At 74.9% G+C, this 18,267-nt stretch carries 18 protein-coding genes and 1 pseudogene; 11 read left to right on the top strand and 8 right to left on the bottom strand.

Annotated elements, in window-relative coordinates:
• Window positions 1-21: 21 nt before the first annotated feature.
• Together ACZ60J_RS07815 and ACZ60J_RS07810 are read right to left on the bottom strand one after the other, a co-directional pair.
• Window positions 22-1,254: pseudogene (locus ACZ60J_RS07815) on the bottom strand (MFS transporter); the annotation flags it as partial.
• A 38-nt stretch (window positions 1,255-1,292) separates the two neighbouring features.
• Window positions 1,293-1,973, bottom strand: coding sequence for a TetR/AcrR family transcriptional regulator (locus tag ACZ60J_RS07810; RefSeq protein WP_469679585.1), 681 nt, complete (start codon window positions 1,971-1,973; stop codon window positions 1,293-1,295).
• A 113-nt stretch (window positions 1,974-2,086) separates the two neighbouring features.
• Between ACZ60J_RS07810 and ACZ60J_RS07805 the strand changes: the two genes are divergently transcribed.
• The 3 genes from ACZ60J_RS07805 to ACZ60J_RS07795 all read left to right on the top strand — a co-directional run bounded on the left by ACZ60J_RS07805 (window position 2,087) and on the right by ACZ60J_RS07795 (window position 4,618).
• Entirely contained in the window at window positions 2,087-2,347 is a 261-nt protein-coding gene (locus ACZ60J_RS07805; protein ID WP_469679583.1) for a DUF6158 family protein, read from the top strand.
• 97 nt (window positions 2,348-2,444) lie between these two features.
• A complete protein-coding gene (locus tag ACZ60J_RS07800; RefSeq protein WP_469679582.1) occupies window positions 2,445-3,002 on the top strand; it encodes a TetR/AcrR family transcriptional regulator in 558 nt (185 codons plus the stop codon).
• 92 nt (window positions 3,003-3,094) lie between these two features.
• On the top strand, window positions 3,095-4,618 hold the full coding sequence (locus ACZ60J_RS07795) for an MFS transporter (protein WP_469679580.1): 1,524 nt from the start codon (window positions 3,095-3,097) through the stop codon (window positions 4,616-4,618).
• A gap of 57 nt (window positions 4,619-4,675) precedes the next feature.
• Here ACZ60J_RS07795 and ACZ60J_RS07790 read toward each other — a convergent pair whose 3' ends face one another.
• The 3 genes from ACZ60J_RS07790 to ACZ60J_RS07780 are packed head-to-tail and all read right to left on the bottom strand — an operon-like array spanning window position 4,676 to window position 8,213.
• Window positions 4,676-5,821, bottom strand: coding sequence for a serine hydrolase domain-containing protein (locus ACZ60J_RS07790; protein ID WP_469679579.1), 1,146 nt, complete (start codon window positions 5,819-5,821; stop codon window positions 4,676-4,678).
• Window positions 5,818-7,701, bottom strand: coding sequence for a carboxylesterase/lipase family protein (locus ACZ60J_RS07785; RefSeq protein ID WP_469679577.1), 1,884 nt, complete (start codon window positions 7,699-7,701; stop codon window positions 5,818-5,820). The genes ACZ60J_RS07790 and ACZ60J_RS07785 overlap by 4 nt, the downstream gene beginning before the upstream one ends.
• On the bottom strand, window positions 7,701-8,213 hold the full coding sequence (locus ACZ60J_RS07780) for a mycothiol transferase (RefSeq protein ID WP_469679575.1): 513 nt from the start codon (window positions 8,211-8,213) through the stop codon (window positions 7,701-7,703). The genes ACZ60J_RS07785 and ACZ60J_RS07780 overlap by 1 nt, the downstream gene beginning before the upstream one ends.
• A 184-nt stretch (window positions 8,214-8,397) precedes the next feature.
• Between ACZ60J_RS07780 and ACZ60J_RS07775 the strand changes: the two genes are divergently transcribed.
• The gene (locus ACZ60J_RS07775; protein ID WP_469679573.1) at window positions 8,398-9,402 is read left to right on the top strand and encodes a hypothetical protein; all 1,005 of its coding nucleotides are present in this window, start codon (window positions 8,398-8,400) and stop codon (window positions 9,400-9,402) included.
• Window positions 9,403-9,481: 79 nt separating this feature from the next.
• Complete coding sequence (locus ACZ60J_RS07770; protein ID WP_469679571.1) at window positions 9,482-10,516, top strand: PHP domain-containing protein; 1,035 nt, start codon at window positions 9,482-9,484, stop codon at window positions 10,514-10,516.
• A gap of 24 nt (window positions 10,517-10,540) precedes the next feature.
• Here ACZ60J_RS07770 and ACZ60J_RS07765 read toward each other — a convergent pair whose 3' ends face one another.
• Window positions 10,541-11,293 (bottom strand): VOC family protein, encoded by a 753-nt coding sequence (locus ACZ60J_RS07765; RefSeq protein ID WP_469680262.1) that lies wholly within the window; start codon window positions 11,291-11,293, stop codon window positions 10,541-10,543.
• 207 nt (window positions 11,294-11,500) lie between these two features.
• On the opposite strand from ACZ60J_RS07765, the gene ACZ60J_RS07760 reads away from it, so the two are divergent.
• The 4 genes from ACZ60J_RS07760 (at window position 11,501) to ACZ60J_RS07745 (ending at window position 15,497) form a co-directional block, all read left to right on the top strand.
• The gene (locus ACZ60J_RS07760; protein WP_469679569.1) at window positions 11,501-12,565 is read left to right on the top strand and encodes a GNAT family N-acetyltransferase; all 1,065 of its coding nucleotides are present in this window, start codon (window positions 11,501-11,503) and stop codon (window positions 12,563-12,565) included.
• 59 nt (window positions 12,566-12,624) lie between these two features.
• Entirely contained in the window at window positions 12,625-13,620 is a 996-nt protein-coding gene (locus tag ACZ60J_RS07755) for an isopenicillin N synthase family dioxygenase (protein WP_469679568.1), read from the top strand.
• Between the two features lie 42 nt (window positions 13,621-13,662).
• Window positions 13,663-14,196: a GNAT family N-acetyltransferase gene (locus ACZ60J_RS07750; RefSeq protein ID WP_469679566.1), complete on the top strand. Its 534-nt coding sequence runs from the start codon at window positions 13,663-13,665 to the stop codon at window positions 14,194-14,196.
• 143 nt (window positions 14,197-14,339) lie between these two features.
• Window positions 14,340-15,497 carry a YncE family protein gene (locus tag ACZ60J_RS07745; protein WP_469679564.1) on the top strand — a complete coding sequence of 386 codons (1,158 nt, stop codon included), beginning with the start codon at window positions 14,340-14,342 and terminating at the stop codon, window positions 15,495-15,497.
• 27 nt (window positions 15,498-15,524) lie between these two features.
• On the opposite strand, the gene ACZ60J_RS07740 is transcribed toward ACZ60J_RS07745, so the two are convergent.
• A complete protein-coding gene (locus tag ACZ60J_RS07740) occupies window positions 15,525-16,259 on the bottom strand; it encodes a GmrSD restriction endonuclease domain-containing protein (protein ID WP_469679562.1) in 735 nt (244 codons plus the stop codon).
• Window positions 16,260-16,349: 90 nt separating this feature from the next.
• A complete protein-coding gene (locus ACZ60J_RS07735; RefSeq protein ID WP_469679560.1) occupies window positions 16,350-16,883 on the bottom strand; it encodes an HAD domain-containing protein in 534 nt (177 codons plus the stop codon).
• A 102-nt stretch (window positions 16,884-16,985) separates the two neighbouring features.
• Here ACZ60J_RS07735 and ACZ60J_RS07730 point away from each other — a divergent pair, with 102 nt between their 5' ends.
• Both ACZ60J_RS07730 and ACZ60J_RS07725 read left to right on the top strand, forming a co-directional pair.
• Window positions 16,986-17,792 carry a hypothetical protein gene (locus ACZ60J_RS07730; protein ID WP_469679558.1) on the top strand — a complete coding sequence of 269 codons (807 nt, stop codon included), beginning with the start codon at window positions 16,986-16,988 and terminating at the stop codon, window positions 17,790-17,792.
• Between the two features lie 64 nt (window positions 17,793-17,856).
• Window positions 17,857-18,186 (top strand): hypothetical protein, encoded by a 330-nt coding sequence (locus ACZ60J_RS07725; protein ID WP_469679556.1) that lies wholly within the window; start codon window positions 17,857-17,859, stop codon window positions 18,184-18,186.
• Window positions 18,187-18,267 lie beyond the last annotated feature (81 nt).

Here is an 18,267-nt window from a genome sequence, read left to right as displayed (position 1 = left end):
GGGCCGCCGAGCGGCGGGCAGTTGCGAGGCGGGCAGTCGTGACGCGGGCAGGAGTCCTACGGCGGCCAGCGCGGCCAGCACCGCCGTCGACGCCCCGGTCCCCGCGGCCACCGCGATGCCGAGGGCGGGCCCCACGTTCATCGCGGTCTGCTTGAGCCCGCCCACCACCCCCGCGTGCCCGGCCGGGGCGTCCCCGACCACCGTGCCGGTGGCCGTCACCATCACCGCGGCGAAGCCCGCGCCGAGCACCCCGAAGCTCCAGCCCGGCCCCAGTCCCGTGATCCCGAGCGCCACCAGGCCGGTCCCGGCCATCGCCGTCGCGCGGGCACCGAACCGGCGCAGCAGGGCCCCCGCCACCGGAGCGCCGACGACCATGGCGGCCGTCATCGGCAGCACGCGCAGCCCGGTGGCGAGCGGATCCAGCCCCGCCGCGTCCTGGAGCGCGAAGCTGGCTCCGAACAGCGCCCCGAACAGGGCGGCGGAGACCACGCCCAGCAGCGCGACGGACGCCGTCACCGGGACGGAGCGGGCCACCGGGCGCGGCACCAGGGGCTGGGCAGAGCGGCGCTCCGACCGTACGAGCAGGGCCGCCAGCGCGGCCGACGCGGCGAACCCGGCCAGGGTCCGGGGCCCCGACCAGCCGTGTTCGGGTACGCCGGCCAGCGCGTGGACGAGCGCCGCGAGGGCCGTCGCGAGGAGGGCTGCCCCGCCGGGCCGGATCCGGCCGCCGGACTCCGCGGGCGCGCCCGCGGGTACCCGTACGAACAGGGCCGCCGCCGCGATCGCGAGGGCGGCGGGGACGTTCGCCACGAACACCGCGCGCCAGCCGAAGCGTTCGACCAGCACGCCCCCGAGGAGCGGCCCGGCCGCCGCGGCCAGCCCGATCGCCGCGGTCCGCACCGCGATCGGTCCGCCGATCCGCTCGGGCGGGTACGCGAGCCGCAGCAGGGCGAGCGTCGCCGGCTGGAGCAGCGCCCCGAACAGCCCCTGGGCCGCACGCAGGGCGATCACCCAGCCGGCCCCGGGAGCGAGGGCGATACCCGCCGAGGCGGCCGCGAAGCCGAGTGCGCCGGTGAACAGCAGCCGGGTGTGCCCGTACCGGTCGCCCAGCCGGCCGGCGAGGACCAGGAAGGCGGCCACGCTCAGCAGGTACGCCCCGCTGGTCCACTGCACCTCGGCCAGACTCGCGCCGAGGTCCCGCCGCAGGCTGGGCTGCGCCATCAGCAGCACGGTCCCGTCGAGGGCGACGAGCATGGCGCCGGCTGCGCTGACGCCGAGCGCGAGTCGGGGCCTCACGGGCGCAGGTGTGCGTCGACGGCGGCATCGACGACCCGGTCGAGGGAGCCCTCCGGGGCGCCGTCGAGGGCGAGCGGCAGACTGCCCCGGGACCACAGCTGCGCCACCCCGTGCAGATTGGCCCACAGCGCCGCGGCGGTGATCCGGGGCTCGTCGCCCGTCCGGCACCGGGCGACCAGGGCGACGAGCAGCTCGAACATCGGCAGGGTGGAATCGCGCAGCCGGTCCGCCTGCGGCTCCTCCGGCTCATCCGGCCCGGCCTCTCCGGCCGTCCCGGAGCTGTCCAGCAGGTCGTGGCGGAACATCAGCTCGAACATGCCGGGGTGCTCCAGCGCGTAGCCGACGTACGCCCGCCCCAACGCCCGTACCTGCCCGCGCGGGTCGTCCGCACCGGGGCCCTCCAGGGCGGCCGGGATGCGGGAGCCGAGTTCCCCGAACCCGCGCCGGGCGATCGCGGACAGCAGGGCGTGATGCGTGGGGAAGTACCGCCGCGGCGCCCCGTGGGAGACCCCGGCACGCCGGGCGATCTCGCGCAGCCCGAGCGCGGCGGTCCCCTCGGCCGTCACGAGCTCCACACCGACGTCGATCAGCCGCTCACGCAGCCCGCCGTCCTGCGACTCCTGCGGACCACGTTTCTCCCGCTGCTCCTGCTGCTCCCGCTGCTCCCACTGATCCATAGACACTGTCTACCAGCGCAGCGTAGACAGTGTCTATCCCCACCCTTCCGGGATGATGGAGTGAGCGCGGCCGGGCGTAGCGCCTGGCCCGGCCGAGGGAGAGGTGACCTGCCATGGCGGAGCACGAGGCGCGCGAGGCCGGGCCGTCGGCGGGCGGACTCGAAGAGGGCCGCCTGATGAAGGAACTCGAAGCCATCCACCGCACACGCCACGAAACCCTGCTGCACGGCTCGGACGACGCACTGGTCACGCACACCCGGCGGATGGACGAACTGGAACGCGAGTACGTACGCCGCCACCCGGAACGCGCCCAGACGACCGGCCGCACCCGCTCGGGCGCCCGGGCCCGCACGGGCATGGAGGAGCAGGGCTGACGCCACCCGTATCCGGCCGGCCGTGACCGATCGCGGCACGCAACAGATTTGCATCATGTGAGACAAATTTGTATCGTCTGATACGAAGGAGGATCGCATGATGAACGAAGAAGAGCTGCTGGACGGCGCCGCGCGCGTGCTCGCCGGGGACCACAGTGCCTCCATGGCGCACATCGCCGCGGGCATCGGTACCAGCCGGGCCACGCTCAGCCGCCGGTACGCCACCCGCGAGGCGCTCCTCAAAGCCGTCGCCGTGCGGGCCATCGACGTGGTCGACGGGTGTCTCGCACCCGCCGACCTGCCCGGCACCGCGGACGGGGCGGAGTTCGACGCCGCGCTGGAGCGGCTCGTCACCGGGCTGCTGCCCGCCGCGCACCTCTACGGATTCACCTCGCGCGATGCCACCGTGCTCGCCGACCCCGAGTTCCGGGCCGGGATCCAGCGCCAGGACGAGCGGGCCCTCGCCTTCCTCGGCCTCGGCCAGCGCCTTGGCCGGCTCCGCGCCGACCTGCCCGCGTACTGGATCTGGTACTCGCTGTGGGGACTGCTCGACGCCGCCGCCGAGGGAGTCCGCGACGGGCACCTCGCCCGACGCGACATCGGCCGGCTCGTCCTCGCCTCGTTCCTCAGCGGAACCCGGCCGACGCCGGCCTGAGCCGGCGCCGCAGCCGCACGCCGCGCCCCGCGGCCCTGCATCCGCGGACCCTTCCCGCGTACGACCGTGAAACAACCGTGAACGGAACCGAAATGCACACCCCCACGCAGGACCCGCGCCGCTGGATCGTGCTCACGATCCTCTCCGGCAGTCTCCTGCTCATCTCGATGGACACCACGATCCTCAACGTGGCCTTCCCCTCGCTCGTCGGCGACCTCCAGCCGGGCGCCGTACAGCAGCTGTGGATCATCGACATCTACGCACTCGCCCTCTCCGGGCTGCTCGTCACCGCCGGCGCCCTCGGCGACCGCTGGGGCCGCAAGCGGCTCCTCATGGCGGGCTTCGGCATCTTCGCCCTCGCCTCGCTCATCGCCGTCCTCTCCACCGAGGCCTGGCACGTCATCGCGGCCCGCGCCCTCCTCGGCGTCGGTGGCGCCGCGATCATGCCGTCCACCCTGTCGATCCTGCGCAGCGTCTTCACCGACGCCAAGGAACGCGCCTTCGCCCTCGCCGTCTGGGCCGCCGTCTTCGGCGGCGGCATGGCCTTCGGCCCCGTCGTCGGCGGCCTGCTCGTCCAGGACTACGGCTGGCACTCCGCCTTCCTCCTCAACCTGCCCGTCACCGCGGTGATCGTCGCGGCCGGCCTGCGCTACCTCCCCGAATCCCGCTCCCCGCGCTCCGCCGGAAAGTGGGACTGGACCGGCGTCGGCCAGTCGATCGTCGGCATGCTCGCCCTCGCCGGTGGCATCAAGCAGCTCGGCAAGAGCGGTGTCGCCGACCCGCTGCCGTGGGCCCTGCTGGCCCTCGCCGCCCTGGCACTGACCCTGTTCGTCCGCCGCCAGCTGCGCGTGGACAACCCGCTGCTCCAGGTCCGGCTCTTCACCAAGCCCGCCTTCAGCGTGGCCGCCACCGCGATCTTCCTGCCCATGGTGGGCATGGGCGCGATCCTGTTCCTGGTCACCCAGTGGTTCCAGTACGGCCAGGGCTACACCCCGCTGGAGGCCGGCCTGCGCCTGCTGCCCGCCCCGCTCGCGCTGATCTGCGCCTCGATGGTCGCCCCGAGCCTCATGCAGCGCTTCGCGATCCGGCACGTGCTCGGCGGCGGTCTGGTGATCCTCGCCGCGGGCATGGCACTGCCCTGGACCCTCCAGCAGTTCACCGGCCTGGGCTACCCCGCCTTCGCCGCGGCGCTGACCATCATGGGCCTCGGTGCGGGCATCGCCACCACCGTCGCCTCGGTGACTCTGATCTCCGCGGCCCCGGCCGACGAGGTCTCCAGCGCCGCCGCCATCGAGGAGACCTGCTACGAACTCGGCTCGGCCATGGGTGTTGCCATCCTCGGCTCCACCGCTGCCGCGCTCTACCGGGGCAACCTCCCGGCGCTGGACCTGGACGCCCCGACGCTCGCCGCCGTACGGGACTCCGTGGGCGAGGCCGCCCACACCGCCGAACTGCTCGGCGGCGGCCTCGGCCGCACCCTGCTCGACGCCGCCTCGCAGGCCTACACCCTCGCGATCACCCCGGCGTTCCTGCTGGCCGGCGTCCTGGCGATCGCCGCCGCGGCGACCACCTGGACGCTCATCCCGCGCGACCTGCGGCCGACCGAGAACCACTGACGGAGCGCAGGGGAGCAGGAGTCCTGAGGAGTGCGCCCATGTGTGGGCGTACGCGGCCTACGAGGCGGCCGCGTACGCCCACACGGCGCGCATCGACTCCGGGGCCGGCGACGGGCCGGCCAGCTCACGCTGGGTCAGCAGGACGGTGACGGCCCCCGTCGAGGGGACGAGGTGGGCGGCGGTGCCGGTGCCGCCGAGCCAGCCGTAGCGGCCCGGCACGTTCCACGGCTCGGCCGGCGTGACGTCGACCGACCCGCCGAACCCCCAGCCCTGGCCCTCCAGGAACAGCTCCGCGCCGGCCCGCTGGGCCGGGGTCAGCCAGTCGGTGGTCATCCGCCGCACCGCATCGGACGACAGCACCGGACCGCCCTCCTCGAGCAGCATCCGGGCGAAGCGGTGGTAGTCGTCCACCGTGGAGACCAGCCCGCCCGCACCGGACGGGAAGGCGGGCACGGTGCTCCACTGCCCGTCGGGGGCGTCCACGAGGTCGAGGCCCCCGTCCGCGCCGGCCCGGTAGGCGTGCGTGAACCGGCCCGACTGCCCCGCCGGCACGGCGAAACCGGTGTCGGGCATGTCCAGCGGCTCGAAGATCCGCTCCGCCAGGAACTCCGGCAGCGAGCACCCCGCCACCCGGGCGATCAGCACCCCGAGCACGTCCGAGCAGGTGTTGTACAGCCAGGCCTCTCCCGGCTGGTACAGCATCGGGATCCGCCCCAGCGCGGCCATCCACGCGTCCGGCCCCGCGACCTCCTGCGGCTGCGGCGGGCCCTGGCGCAGCTCCTCGAAGAGCGGGGCGACCGCCGGGAGCGAGAAGTCGGAGGGGAAGCCCCACCCGGCACGGAAGGTCATCAGGTCGGCCACCGTCACCGGCCGCTTCGCCGGGACCACGTCGTCGACCGGGCTTCCGGGGGTGCGTACGACCAGCGGTGCGGCGATCTCCGGCAGCCAGGGCGTGACGGCGTCGGTGAGCGCGAACCGGCCGTCCTCCACCAGCATCATGACCGCCGCCGCCGTGACGGGTTTGGTGAGGGAGGCGATCCGGAAGATCGAGTCGCGGACCATCGGGGCCCCGCCCCCGGCGTCCGCGCTGCCCAGGGCGGCCACTTCGGGCTCCTTGCCGTCGCCCCGGTCCACCAGGGCCACCGCCCCCGGCAGGGTCCCGTCGTCAACGTACGGCTGGAGGATGTCGGTCAAACCGGTCACGAGCCTGCCCTTTCGAGAGCCTGTCCTGGGGAGAGGGAGTCCCACAGCCCGCAGTGGTGCCGGGCCGCCGCGTCCACCGGGCGGATGCCGCCCGAGGGCTCCGGCGCCAGTGACAGTACGGCGGGGGAGCGCGGCCACCAGGGCCCCGCCCCGGGGGCGTTCGGATCGCCGGTCGCCGCGAACCGGGTCCAGTAGCCGGTCATCCGCTCCGCGAGCACCCGCTGCGCGGCGCTCATCGGGAGCCCCGTGTCGAAGAGGTACGGCAGTTCGGACCCGTGCGCGGCCCCGTACGGGAAGTCCGGCACCGCAGGCAGCCCGGTGAAGTCCGGCGCGAGCCGGTCGTCGAAACCGTAGTCGTACGTCGGCACGTGCCGCGCCAGCGCACGGCTGTCCCGCAGCTGCGGGCAGACGAAGGAGGCGTCCGTCAGCACGGCGGCGAAGGCCAGCGCGGGCGTCGGATGGGCCGTCACCGGATAGGCGGCCTCGACGAGTCCGGCCGCCCCGGCCCCGAACGCGGCGCGCAGCCGGGACCGGTAGCCCTGCGGGCCGGCGACCGGGTAGGCGGCGAGGGTCTGCCCGAGGAAGAGCCGCATCTCGTCGCGGGTCGAGCCCTGCACCACCGGGACCCGGTGGAACTCGCCCCGTTCCAGGGCCCGCCGGGGCTCGGTGGGGAGCAGCGGGGTGCCGTAGGACACCGCGGAGAAGAGCAGCATCAGCTCCGGTGTCGCCAGGGCCTCCGGGGCCAGGCCGCGCAGGCACTCCAGTACCGCTTCGTCCGTCGGCCGGCCGCAGCCGAGCCGGACCGCCGCCGCGGTGCCCCGGGCCACGGTCCGGGACTCCGGCACGAACGGCTCGTAGGCGGCCAGCGCGGGCAGCAACGCGTGCGGGGGAATGGTGAGCGAGCAGGAACCGCTCTGCACGATCGCCCGGTGGAACAGGCCGGCCGACGCGGGGGAGGTGAGGTGCAGGCAGACGCTCAGGCCGCCCGCGGACTCGCCGAACACGGTGACGTTGCCCGGATCGCCGCCGAAGCGGGCGGCGTTGGCCCGCACCCAGCGCAGGGCCGCCTGCTGGTCGGCGAGCGCGAAGTCGGGAGCTCCGTGCAGCGCGGGATGCCCGAGGAGACCGAAGATCCCGAGCCGGTAGTTCACCGTGACGACCACGGCCCCGGCCCCGCCCTCGGCTCCACCCGCCGACGCCAGCCGGCCCGGCCGGTACAGATCCCCGGCACCGTTCATGAACCCGCCGCCGTGGAACCAGACCATCACGGGCCGGGGCGGGACCCCCTTGGTTCCGCTCGTACGCGGGACCGCTTCCGCCGGGGCCGCTCCCGCCGGGACCGTGACGTTGAGGAACAGGCAGTCCTCCGAGCCGCTCGGGCCGCCCGGCCCCACCGCGGGCAGCTGGACGCACCGGGCCCCGGGCGCACCGGCGTCCCGGACACCCGTCCAGCGCACGGCGGGCTCCGGCAGCCGCCAGCGCAGCGGCCCGGTCGGCGGGGCGGCGTACGGGATCCCCTCGAAGGTTCGGTACCCGTCGCCCTCCCGCCCGCGCACGGCCCCCCGATCGGTCTCGACCACGGGCCGCCCCCCGTCACCGGACCCGGGCCGGGCCCCGGCGCGGGGCAGGGCGCGTGCCCCGAATCCGCCGACGACTCCGAACCCGGCAAAGGCCCCGGCCGCAGCCCCGGGCACGGCTCCGGCCGGGGCTGCGGCCCCGGTCCAGGCTTCGGTTTCGGCTGCTGTCCAGTGAACGGCTCCGGATCCGCCCCGAGCTCCGGCCCCGCCGACGGACCCCGCCGTCGGGACGGCGGTGGCGCCGGTGTGCGGGGCGGTGGTCAGGAGGAGCAGGGTCAGGAGGAGGGCGCCGCGGGACGCCATCAGCGGCCCCTCGACAGCACGCCCCGGACGAAGGCCGCCTGCCCCGCGTGCTGGAGGCAGTCGCCGATCACGCTGACCAGCCGCACCCCGAGCGTCACCGGGGGGTCCCACCGCTCGTCGACCACCCGGTCCAGATCGGCGGCGGACAGACCTTCCAGGAACCGCCCCGTCCGCGCGTGGACCGCGTCGAAGTACCCCAGCAGGAGCTCCCCCGAGTCGACCCGGACGGCGCCGGCCTCTTCCGCGGTGTGCCCGTAGCCGGTCGACCCGGGCGGCAGCGCGAGCCCGAACCGCTCGTCCCAGCCCTGCTCGTGCCAGACCTGCTCGCTGCCGGCCGCATCCGCCACGTGGTCGTCCTGGACCCGGGTCAGGTGCCAGACGAGCCAGGTGACCGAGTTCGCGCCGGGATCGATCCGCGCGTCCAGCCACCCGGGCTCCAGCCCCTCGACCACTTCGTGCACCACGTCGTGGATCCGGCCGAACGCGTCGGTCAGTACCTCCGTACCCTTCATGCCCCCACCATGCGCACGGCCTGCGCCGACCGGGCCCGCGGCACCGCGGGGGACCCCCGTTTGCCCGCCCCGAATGGCGCAGCGCGGTCGGGTGCCGCTGAATGTAACAAAGCGTGCGCTTCCCATGACGCACGATGACCGGCGTGCGATGTGTAGACCCGCGCGTCGGCGAACGGAGCTTTCCATGAATGACCCGATCACGCTCGCCGCGACGGAGTACGAAGAGTACGAAGAACCGCGCCGGCTCCCCGACACCACGGACGTCCGGCCTCCGGTCCCCGACACCGACGACCTCGGCTCCGGGGCCGCTCCCGAGGCCCAGGCCGGCCCCGATCCCGGAGCCCGGCCCGGGGCGGCCTCCGCACACACCGTGCTGGAGACCGCCGCCACCGGCCGCCCCGTACGGGAGGTCACCCATCTGGTGAACCTCCTCAAGGACTCCGGCCAGGTCCCCAACCCCGGACACGCCGCGCTGCGCGCGGCCGCCGTCTCCCGGCCCGTCCACGAGGTCCAAGAACTGGTGACCCTGCTCGGGGAGCCCCCGCACGAGCTGGTCGAAACCGACATCACGCTGCGGGCCGCCGCCCTCGGCCGGCCCATCGAGGACGTGGCCCTGCTCGTCAGCATCCTCGGCACCGGCGAACAGCCCCCGCAGCACCGTCCCGACCAGGCGGACCGGGTACGGACCCCCGTCCACCGGCCCGCACCGCAGGCCCAGGCCCAGGCTCAGGCCCAAGCCCCGGCTCGGGCCCCGGTCCGGGGCCCGTCCACCGCCGGGGCCCGGCGCCCGGGAACGGGCGCCCTGCGCCACATACTGCGCTGGCCGGTGGCCCTCGCACTGCTCCTCTGCGGTGCGCTGCACGTGCCCGGCGATCTGGCGGGCCTGGCCTCCGGTGACCCCGGCGGGCTGCTCGCCCTGGCCGTCACCCTGCTCTGCCTGACGGCCGGCGCCCTGCTCGCGGTACGGGACACGGCCGCGGCGTGGCGGGCCGGCGCGGTGGTCGCGCTCGGCGTGGCCGTGCTCCACGTGGTCGGCGGCGTCGCCGGATTCGACCCGCTCGGCGGCGCGGTCGGCGGCTCCCTGGAGTGGGCCGGCATCACCGCGGTCCTGAGCGCCGCGGCCGGCGCCGTACTCGCCGGCCTGGCCCTGCAGTTCCGTCCGGCGGCCGACCCGGCCGACGGCGCCTGACCCGGGCGGAGAGGGGGCACGGGTTCACCACCCGGGCCCCCTCTCCGCCGTTTCGCCGCTTCGCGGAGGGAGACGCCCGATGGACCCGGTGGCCGCGCTGGACCGGATCGCCTTCCTGCTGGAACGCGCCCAGGAGCCGACCTACCGGGTCCAGGCCTTCCGTACGGCAGCCGCCGCCGTCGGCCGCATGGGCGAGGAGGAGCTGGCCGAACGGGTCCGCGCGGGCACCCTGGAAGCCGTCAAGGGAATCGGCCCGAAAACCGCCCAGGTCGTCCGCGAAGCCCTCGGCGGAGCGATCCCCGCGTACTTGCAGGGGCTGGAGGACAAGGTCGCGGCCCACCCCGCGGGCCCGCCGCCCAGCCCCGGGGCCCTCGCCCTGCGCGCCGCCCTGCGCGGCGACTGCCACCTGCACTCCGACTGGTCGGACGGCGGCAGCCCCATCGAGGCGATGGCCCGGGCCGCGGCGGCCCTCGGGCACGACTGGGCGGTGCTCACCGACCACTCGCCGCGCCTCACCGTCGCCCGGGGCCTCTCCCCGCAGCGGCTGCGGGAACAGCTGCGCACGGTCGCCGAACTCAACGCGACCTGGGCCCCGTTCCGGCTGCTCACCGGCATCGAGTGCGACATCCTCGACGACGGCTCGCTGGACCAGGAAGTGGAACTCCTGGCCGAGGTGGACCTCGTCGTCGGCTCCGTCCACTCCAAGCTCCGGATGGAAGCCCGCGCCATGACCCGGCGGATGGTCGCCGCCGTACGCAACCCGCACCTCGACGTCCTCGGCCACTGCACCGGGCGGCTGGTGACCGGCAAGACCCGCCCGGAGTCGGAGTTCGACGCCGAGGCCGTCTTCGCGGCCTGCGCCGAGTCGGGCGCCGCCGTGGAGATCAACAGCCGGCCCGAACGTTTGGACCCCCCGCGCCGGCTCCTGCGGCTCGCCGTGGCCGCGGGCACCCTCTTCGCGATCGACACCGACGCCCACGCCCCGGGACAGCTCGACTGGCAGACCCTCGGCTGCGAACGCGCCCTGGAATGCGGGGTGACGGCCGACCGGGTGGTCAACACCTGGTCCGCGGCGGAGCTGATCGACTGGACCCGGACCCGCCGACTGCCGTAGGGCCCATGGCTCCCGCAGCCCCGCCTACGCCTCGGTCCCGACATCCGTCCGGGACGAGGTGAGGGTGAAGAGCGCCCCGTCCGGATCGCGCAGCGACACCCACCGCTCGCTCGCGCTCGTCCCGGGCTCGGACACCGTGCGGCCGCCCAGCGCGACGGCAGCCTCCACCGCCGGCTCCAGCGCGGGCACCCGGAAGTGCACGTGCCAGCGCGGCCGGGTGTACGGGCTGTACGAACCCGGCTCCACGGGACCGCTGTCGAGGCGGGCCACCGGCTCCCCCTCCTGGCGCAGCACCACGCGGTCCTCCTCGTAGGCGACCTCGCAGCACCCGGCGCGGCCGGTGGCCCACTCCAGCACCTCCCCGTAGAAGATCGCCGACTCGAAGGCGTCCCGGGTGCGCAGCTCCAGCCAGGCCGGTGCCTGCCCCGAACCGACGCGCCAGCCCGAGGAGACCTGCCCCTCCCAGATCCCGAACACCGCCCCGTCCCGGTCCGCCGCCAGCGCCCCGCGGCCCCCCGACTCGAAGGAGACCGGGCCGACGGCGATGGTGCCGCTGCGTTCCCGGATCCGGTCCACCGCCACGTCGGCGTCGTCGACGGCGAAGTACGGGGTCCAGGCCACGGCCACCGCGAGATCCCCGGCCAGCGCCCCGATCCCGGCCACCGGCATCCCGTCCAGCTCGGCGACGGAGAAGGCCTCGCCGAGCCGCGCGGTCCGGAACCGCCAGCCCGCGACCTCCCCGTAGAACCGCTGCGCCGCGCCGAGGTCCCGAGCCATCAGGCTCACCCAGCACGGGGCCCCGAAGACGTCCCTCGTCGAAATCTCCACCGTGTGCTCCGCCCTTCACCGGGGCGCGGTCAGCGCGCCGTCCGAGCACAAGCAGTAGCGCCCCCGCCCCGGCCCCGGCCCGCAGGCGCGCCACCGGCACCACCGGCCGTGGGGCACGGATATCCCGTTGGCGGCACCCGGCCTAGGCTGCCACTCATGACGATCATGACCTCCAAGGACCTCGACAGGGCGGTGTCGCTCTGCGTCGAAGGGCTGCGCTCGGTGGCACACCGCGACTGGACCACCCGGGCCGCGGGGCTGGACTGGAGCTGCCACGACACCGCCGTGCACGTCGGCGAGTGCCTGGTCGCCTACGCCGCACAGCTCGTGCTGCGCGCCACCGACGACTACGTCCCCCTGGAGGTCCGGGCGGACGAGGGCGCCACCCCGGCCGGGGTGCTCGACATGATCACGGCCGGCGGCGGCATCCTGTCCGCCGTCGTGTCCGTCAGCGGGCCCGAGGTCCGGGGGTGGCATCCGGCCGGGGCGGCGGGTCCGGACGGATTCGCCGCGATGGGCGTCATCGAGCTGCTGCTGCACACCCGCGACGTGCTCGGCGCGTTCGGCGTGCACGACTGGCAGCCCGGCCCCGAGCTCCCCGCCCGGGTCCTGGACGTGCTCTTCCCGCACCTCCCGCACGGGGACGCCGACGACTCCTGGCGGACACTGCTGTGGGCGACCGGCCGGGGCGAACTGCCCGGCCTGCCCCGGCAGACGGTCTGGCGCTGGTTCGCCGACCCCGTCCGAGCCGAGCGCGTACTGCTCTGCGAGATCAGCCCGAACACCGCGGCCGACCTGCAAGCGGGCGGCACCGGCGGATTCGTCTGGGCCGAGGACGGACCCGCCGACGGCACCCGGGAGGCCGGCGGGATCGTGACGAAGGCGCGCGAGGACGGGACGTACCGGCCGGGCTGGGGACCGTACGTCATCGTCCGCGCGAGCGACCGCAAGGCCATCGGCGGCATGGGCTTCCACGCCGCCCCGGACGCGGAGGGCCGCACCGAGATCGGCTACGACCTGGTCCCCTCGGCACGCGGCAACGGCTACGCCACCGAGGCACTGAAGGCGCTGTCGGCCTGGGCCTTCGCGCAGCCGGGCGTCACCCGGCTGGAGGCCGAGGCGGACGAGGACAACGCATCCTCCCGGGCGGTGCTGCGGCGGGCCGGTTTCACCGAGGCCGCCACCGGGGAGGGCCTGGTCCGGTACGTCCTAAGGGGCTGAGCGGAGCCCGGCCAGGCCCTGGTTCCCGCCGCGCCCCCGGCTCGGAAGGCAGGTCGCACATGGCGAGTTCCCAGGTCCCGTTGATCGATCTCGACCCGTGGCGCACCGGCGGGCCCGAGGCACGCCGCCTCGTGGCCGCCCGCGTAGACGAGGCGCTGCGGACGGCCGGCTTCCTACTGGTGGCCGGGCACGGGGTGGACCCGGAACTGCCCCGGCGGATCCGGGAGGCCGCGCGGACCTTCTTCCGGCTCCCGGCCGCCGCCAAGGCCCCGTACGCCGTGGCGGTCGGCGGCCGCGGCTGGCTCGGCCCGGGCGCCGAGGCCAACAGCTACGCGGAGGGCGCGGCCTCCCCGCCCGACCTCAAGGAATCCTGGTCCTGGGCGGCGGAGGAGCCGACGGGGATCGCCTCGGTGGACGCCGAGTGGTTCCGGCCGAACGCCTGGCCGGCCGAAGTGCCCGAGCTCCGCTCGCTGGTGACGGAGTACCTGGCCGCGATGCGGGCGCTCTCCGACGAGCTGCTGGAGCTGCTGGCCACCGCCCTGGGCCTGGGCGCGGACCATTTCACCCGCCACACCGGCCACCCCACCTGGGGGTTCAACGTCAACTGGTACCCCGGCACCGAGATCCTCGGGCCGCCGCTGCCCGGCCAGTTCCGCATCGGCGCGCACACCGACTTCGGCACCGTCACCGTCCTGGACCGCCAGCTGGGCACCGGCGGACTCCAGATCCACACCGACGCCGAGGGCTGGCAGGACGCCCCGTACGATCCGGCGGCGCTCACCGTGAACATCGGCGACCTGATGGCGCGCTGGACGGGCGACCGGTGGAGGGCCGGCCGCCACCGGGTCCTGCCGCCGCCCGCCGACGTGCCCGCCGAGGAGCTGATCTCGCTGGTCTACTTCTACGAGTGCGACGCGCACACCCGCGTGGAGTCCCTCGCGGCGCCCCTGGGACGGGTCGTGCACGAGCCGGTCGACTCGCACGTCTACCTGAGGGCGCAGCTCGACGCGATCACCGTCCCGGCGGCGGACCGGGAGGGGGGATCCGGAGCGTGACCCGATTACCCGATGTCCGGCGCGTTCGGCAGGATGGGGCCCATGACCGAGATCCGTACCCCCCGCCTCCTCCTCCGCCGCTGGTCCGAGGACGACCTCGTCCCCCTGTCGGAGATCAACGCCGACCCCGAGGTGATGCGCTGGATCGGTGAAGGCGAGACCCTCGACCTGGAGGAGACCGCCGAGACCATCGAGCGGTGGGAGGACGAGTGGGACGAGGAGGGCTTCGGGATCTTCGCCGTGGAGCTGCTCGCCTCCGGCGAGCTGATCGGTGCCGTGGGCCTGTCCATGCCGTGGTGGCTGCCCGAGGTCCTGCCGGCGGCCGAGATCACCTGGCGGCTCGGGCGTTCCTTCTGGGGCCAGGGCTACGGCTCCGAGGCGGCGCACGCCACCCTGGAGTTCGCCCTCCAGGACCGGGGCCTCGACCGGGTCGTCGCCGTGAACCGGGCGGGCAACGACGAGTCCGAGAACGTGATCCGCAAGCTGGGCATGACCGCCGAGAAGGACCTCAGCCACCCGCAGAGCGGCGTGCTCCTCAACCTCCACGGCATCGACCTGACGGAGTACGAGGGCTGAGCAGCCCCCCCGCATCGACCGATCGGCTGACCCCGCTGTCGGCCGCCGGGCCGAGCGGCCGGGCGGCCGCGCGAGGTGAGGATGGGTACGGGGGAGCGGGCGCACCACCGGCCCCGCCCCCGGAACCGAAAGGGGCCACGCCCATGCCGCAGCACGACCGCCCGCACCCGCGCCGCCGCGTACGGGGAACCCGTACCGCCCTCGCGGTCCTCGCCGGAGCACTGCTGCTGGGGGCCTGCTCCACCCCCGACGCGCCCCCGGCCGCCGCCCCCGCGGCCTCTGCGCTGGCGACGGCCGAGACCACCCCGGGCGGCACCCTGCTCGTCGCCGACTTCGGGGCCGACACCGTCACCTTCGTGGACCCGGAGCGCGGCGCGGTCGGCTCGGTGCCGGTCGGCAGGGCCCCGTACGGCCTGGTGGTCGGCGCGGACGGCCGGGCCTGGGTGGCCACGGCCGAGGGGGTCGCCGTCGTGGACACGCGGACGCGCACCCGGCTGGCGCTGATCCCGTACCGCACCACCGGCACCGGGCCCGTGACCGGCGGCGAGTACCGGGGCGGTGGCATGGGCATCGCGCTGTCGCCCGACGGCGCGCACGCGTACGCCGGGGTCAACGTGCCAGGGACCACCGGCGTCCTGGAGGTCATCGACACGGCGAAGAACGAGGTCACGGCGGTGGTCCCGGTGGGCCGCCGGCCCTTCGACGTGGACGTCTCGCGGGACGGCTCGGAGGTGTACGTCACCGGCCACGACTCCTTCGACGTCACCGTCGTGCCCGTCGGATCCGGCGGCTCCGTCGGGCCGGCGGGGCCGCGCCGCATCGAGGTCGCCCCGTACGGGACGGAGGGCGGCCTCGGATCCTGGCTGAAGCCGCACTACGCCGTCGTACGGCCGGCGGACGGGATGCTCCTGCTGCCCTTCGAGGGGGAGCGGCTCGCGGTGGTGGATCCGCGGACGGGCCGCAGCACGGTGGAGCAGATGACCGCAGACACCCACCAGCACGGGGCCGCGGTCACGACGGACGGCCGGCTGCTGGTGGTCGGCACGGGCGCGGTGGAACCGGGCAAGGGCAAGGGGCCCTCCCTCACGGTCCGTTCCCCGGACGGCTCGGAGCGGGTGTACCCGCTGGACGGGCCGCACGAGGACGTGGCCGTGTCCCGGGACGGGCGGACGGCCTACGTCACCGGCGGCTACACCCGGGACGGCTACTGGAACGGCATCACGGTCGTGGACCTCGACACCGGGAGCAGCCGCCGGCTCGCGGCGGGATCGCGTCCGCTGGGCATCGCCGTCCTGGGGTGAACGGGCGCGGGGCGCGGGCGGAGGGTGTCAGGCCGCGCAGGTGTCCAGCATGGTCGAGAGCATCTTCTTCTCGGGCTCGGTGACGGTCAGGCCGTACACGGACTTGACCGTGGTCCAGGCCCGCCCGTACTGGCACCAGGCCGCCTTCGACGGCGGCTGCCACTGGTCGGGACTCTGGTCGCCCTTCGAACGGTTCGAGGAGGCGCTCACCGCCAGCAGTTGAGGATGTGTCAGATCGTTGGCGAAGGCCTTGCGCTTCGCGGCGTCCCAGCCGGCCGCGCCGGAGCGCCAGCCCTCGGCGAGGGGCACCATGTGGTCGATGTCCATCTTCGAGGCCTCGGTGACCACCACCTCGTCGTACAGGCTCTTCCACGTGCCGGACACGGCCTTGCACTGGGAGTCCCGGGTGACGTTCGCACCGTCCCGCTGGAGGACGACCTCGCGGGTGTCGCACTTGTCGCCCTGCTCCGCCCAGTGCGTGAACTTGTCCCGGCTGTAACCGGACATGGTTCCCGGGGCCGCCACCTTCAACGCGGCCAGCTGGGTACGGGCCACGGAGACGCCGACCATGCCAGGGAGCACGTCACCGGTGGAGGGCTTCCCGTCGGCGGGAGCGGACGACGCGGCGGGTGTGCCGCCGCCCGGCTTCGGATCGTCGCCGGGACCCGCCCCGGACCCGCTCCCCGCTCCGGAACATCCGGCGCCGGCCAGCAGCAGCACGGCTGCCAGTACCGCACCGGGCACACGCATCTGACGCCCCATGACCCCACCCCGAACCCCGCCGCACACTGTGTCGCGGGAAGCCTACCCATGCCGGAGGGGAACCGAAGCAGGGCCCGCCGCCACCGGTGCTCAGCCGGCGTGGCCGCGCAGCCACGCCTCCAGGACGGCGAAGTCGCCGTCCTGGAGGCCGACCTGGGGGTCGACGCGGTGCAGGAGGGCCGGGCCGGGGTGGTGCTCGGAAACCCAACGCCGGTCCGCAGCCCCGATCTCGTCGTCGACCCACACGAACGCCCGGCCCGCGGCCCAGGCGACGAGACCGGCGGTCTTCCAGTGGATGCCGCCCCGGAGGTCCCCGGCGGAGGGCTCGGGCCAGTCCGCCACCGGCAGCGCCGGCAGCCCGAGCCGAGGGGCGAGACAGGCGTTGGCGTCGTCCATCCAGGTCGTGGCCCAGACGAGCTCGCACGGCAGACCGGCGAGCCGCGGCCCGAGCGCCGGATCGAGCCGGGGGAGGAGCGGGTGCCCGTCGGCCTCGGTCGGCGCACCGGGGGACGCGTAGACCGGGTAGCCCTGCGCGGACCCGAACGGGATGAGGGGGCCGTCCACGTCGAGGAAGAGGACGGGCCGCGTCGCGCGGGGGACCGGGGGAGTCGGGGGGTTCGCCATGCGGCACAGCAATACCACGCACCCGGGACTGCGGGAACGAGGGGCCGGAAGGCAACCGCGCCCCGGGCGGAGCCCTCTGTACGGGCAGAAGGGGGAGACGACATGACGACGACTGCGGTACCGACGACTGCGGTATCCCGGACCGGGCGGACGGCCTTCGCAGGGCTGGCCGTGCTCCTGTGCGCCGGACTAGCTGCCTGCGGCACCGTACGGGCCGGGGAGCCGTCCGGGCCGGCCGCTCCCGTGGCGGCGCCCGCTCCGGAGCGCTGCGACCTGGACGGGACGACGGGTACGGACGCCGGCGCGGCCGGGGCCACCACCGCGCCCGACGTCCCGACGGAGGACCAGACGGGCGGTCCCGCGGGCCCGCCGACGGACGAGGAGTCCGGCGGATACGCCGGTCCCCCGACCGATGGGGAGTCGGGCGCCGACGCCGGTCCCCCGACGGACGAGGAGTCGGGCGGATACGCCGGTCCCCCGACGGACGAGGAGACGGGCGGATACGCCGGGCCGCCGACCGATCAGGACACCGGTGTGCCCGGCCCGCCCACGGACGGGGCCTCCGGAGGCGGCGCCGCCACCAATGGCGCGGGACCCTGCGGCGCGGCCGGGTGGTTCGACATGCGGCGGGACTTCGTTGCCTACTACGCGGAGCACCGCACCGACGAGGACGCGTTCGTCTCCGCGGACGGCATCGGCGAGGTCCGCGTCCGCAAGGTGCGCGGGAAGGGCCTCGCGGAGGTGACCTTCACCACCCGCGCCGCGGGCAAGGGCCGCGGCGACGACGCCCGCAGGGTCGTACGGGTCTTCGCGGCCTGGCGGCACGAGGTGTACGGAGACGCGGATGCGGGCACCGTCACGGTTCGTACGCGCGAGGAGCACCCCGTGACCGTCACCGAGGCCTGGTGACCCCGGACGGGCTCCCCGCGGAACGCCCGCCCACCCCGAACCAGGAAGCAGAGGCAGGACCGCCGTGACCGACGACGCCGCCAACGAACCGCACGTCCCCACCGACGCGGAGCGCACGGCCCGCGCCCGGGTGCGTGAGCAGGCCACCGGCCTGACCCACCACGAGACCGAGGAGGCGCTCGAAGCCGCCGAGGCCGCCGCCGTGGAGACCGAGGGCGACCTGGAGAGTGCCGATGCCGCCACCCGCGCCGCCGTCGCGGAATGGCGGCGCATCACGGAGCTGCTCTTCGACCACGGTGGTCCGTACTCTCCCCATATGGATGCTTTCCTCCAGGGGCAGATGGAGGCCCGCAAGGCTCACGGCGACCCCAACCATCACTTGGGGAAGTCATAAGGTTGGGTTATGGGGGCATAACCAGGGGGTGGGTGCCGGGTTAGGCTGCCCTTAGCTTAGGGTTCTTCTTGATCGAGTATC

The sequence above is a fragment of the Streptomyces sp. NPDC104226 genome (assembly GCF_055584085.1).
This window is presented reverse-complemented; position numbering and strand designations above follow the sequence as displayed.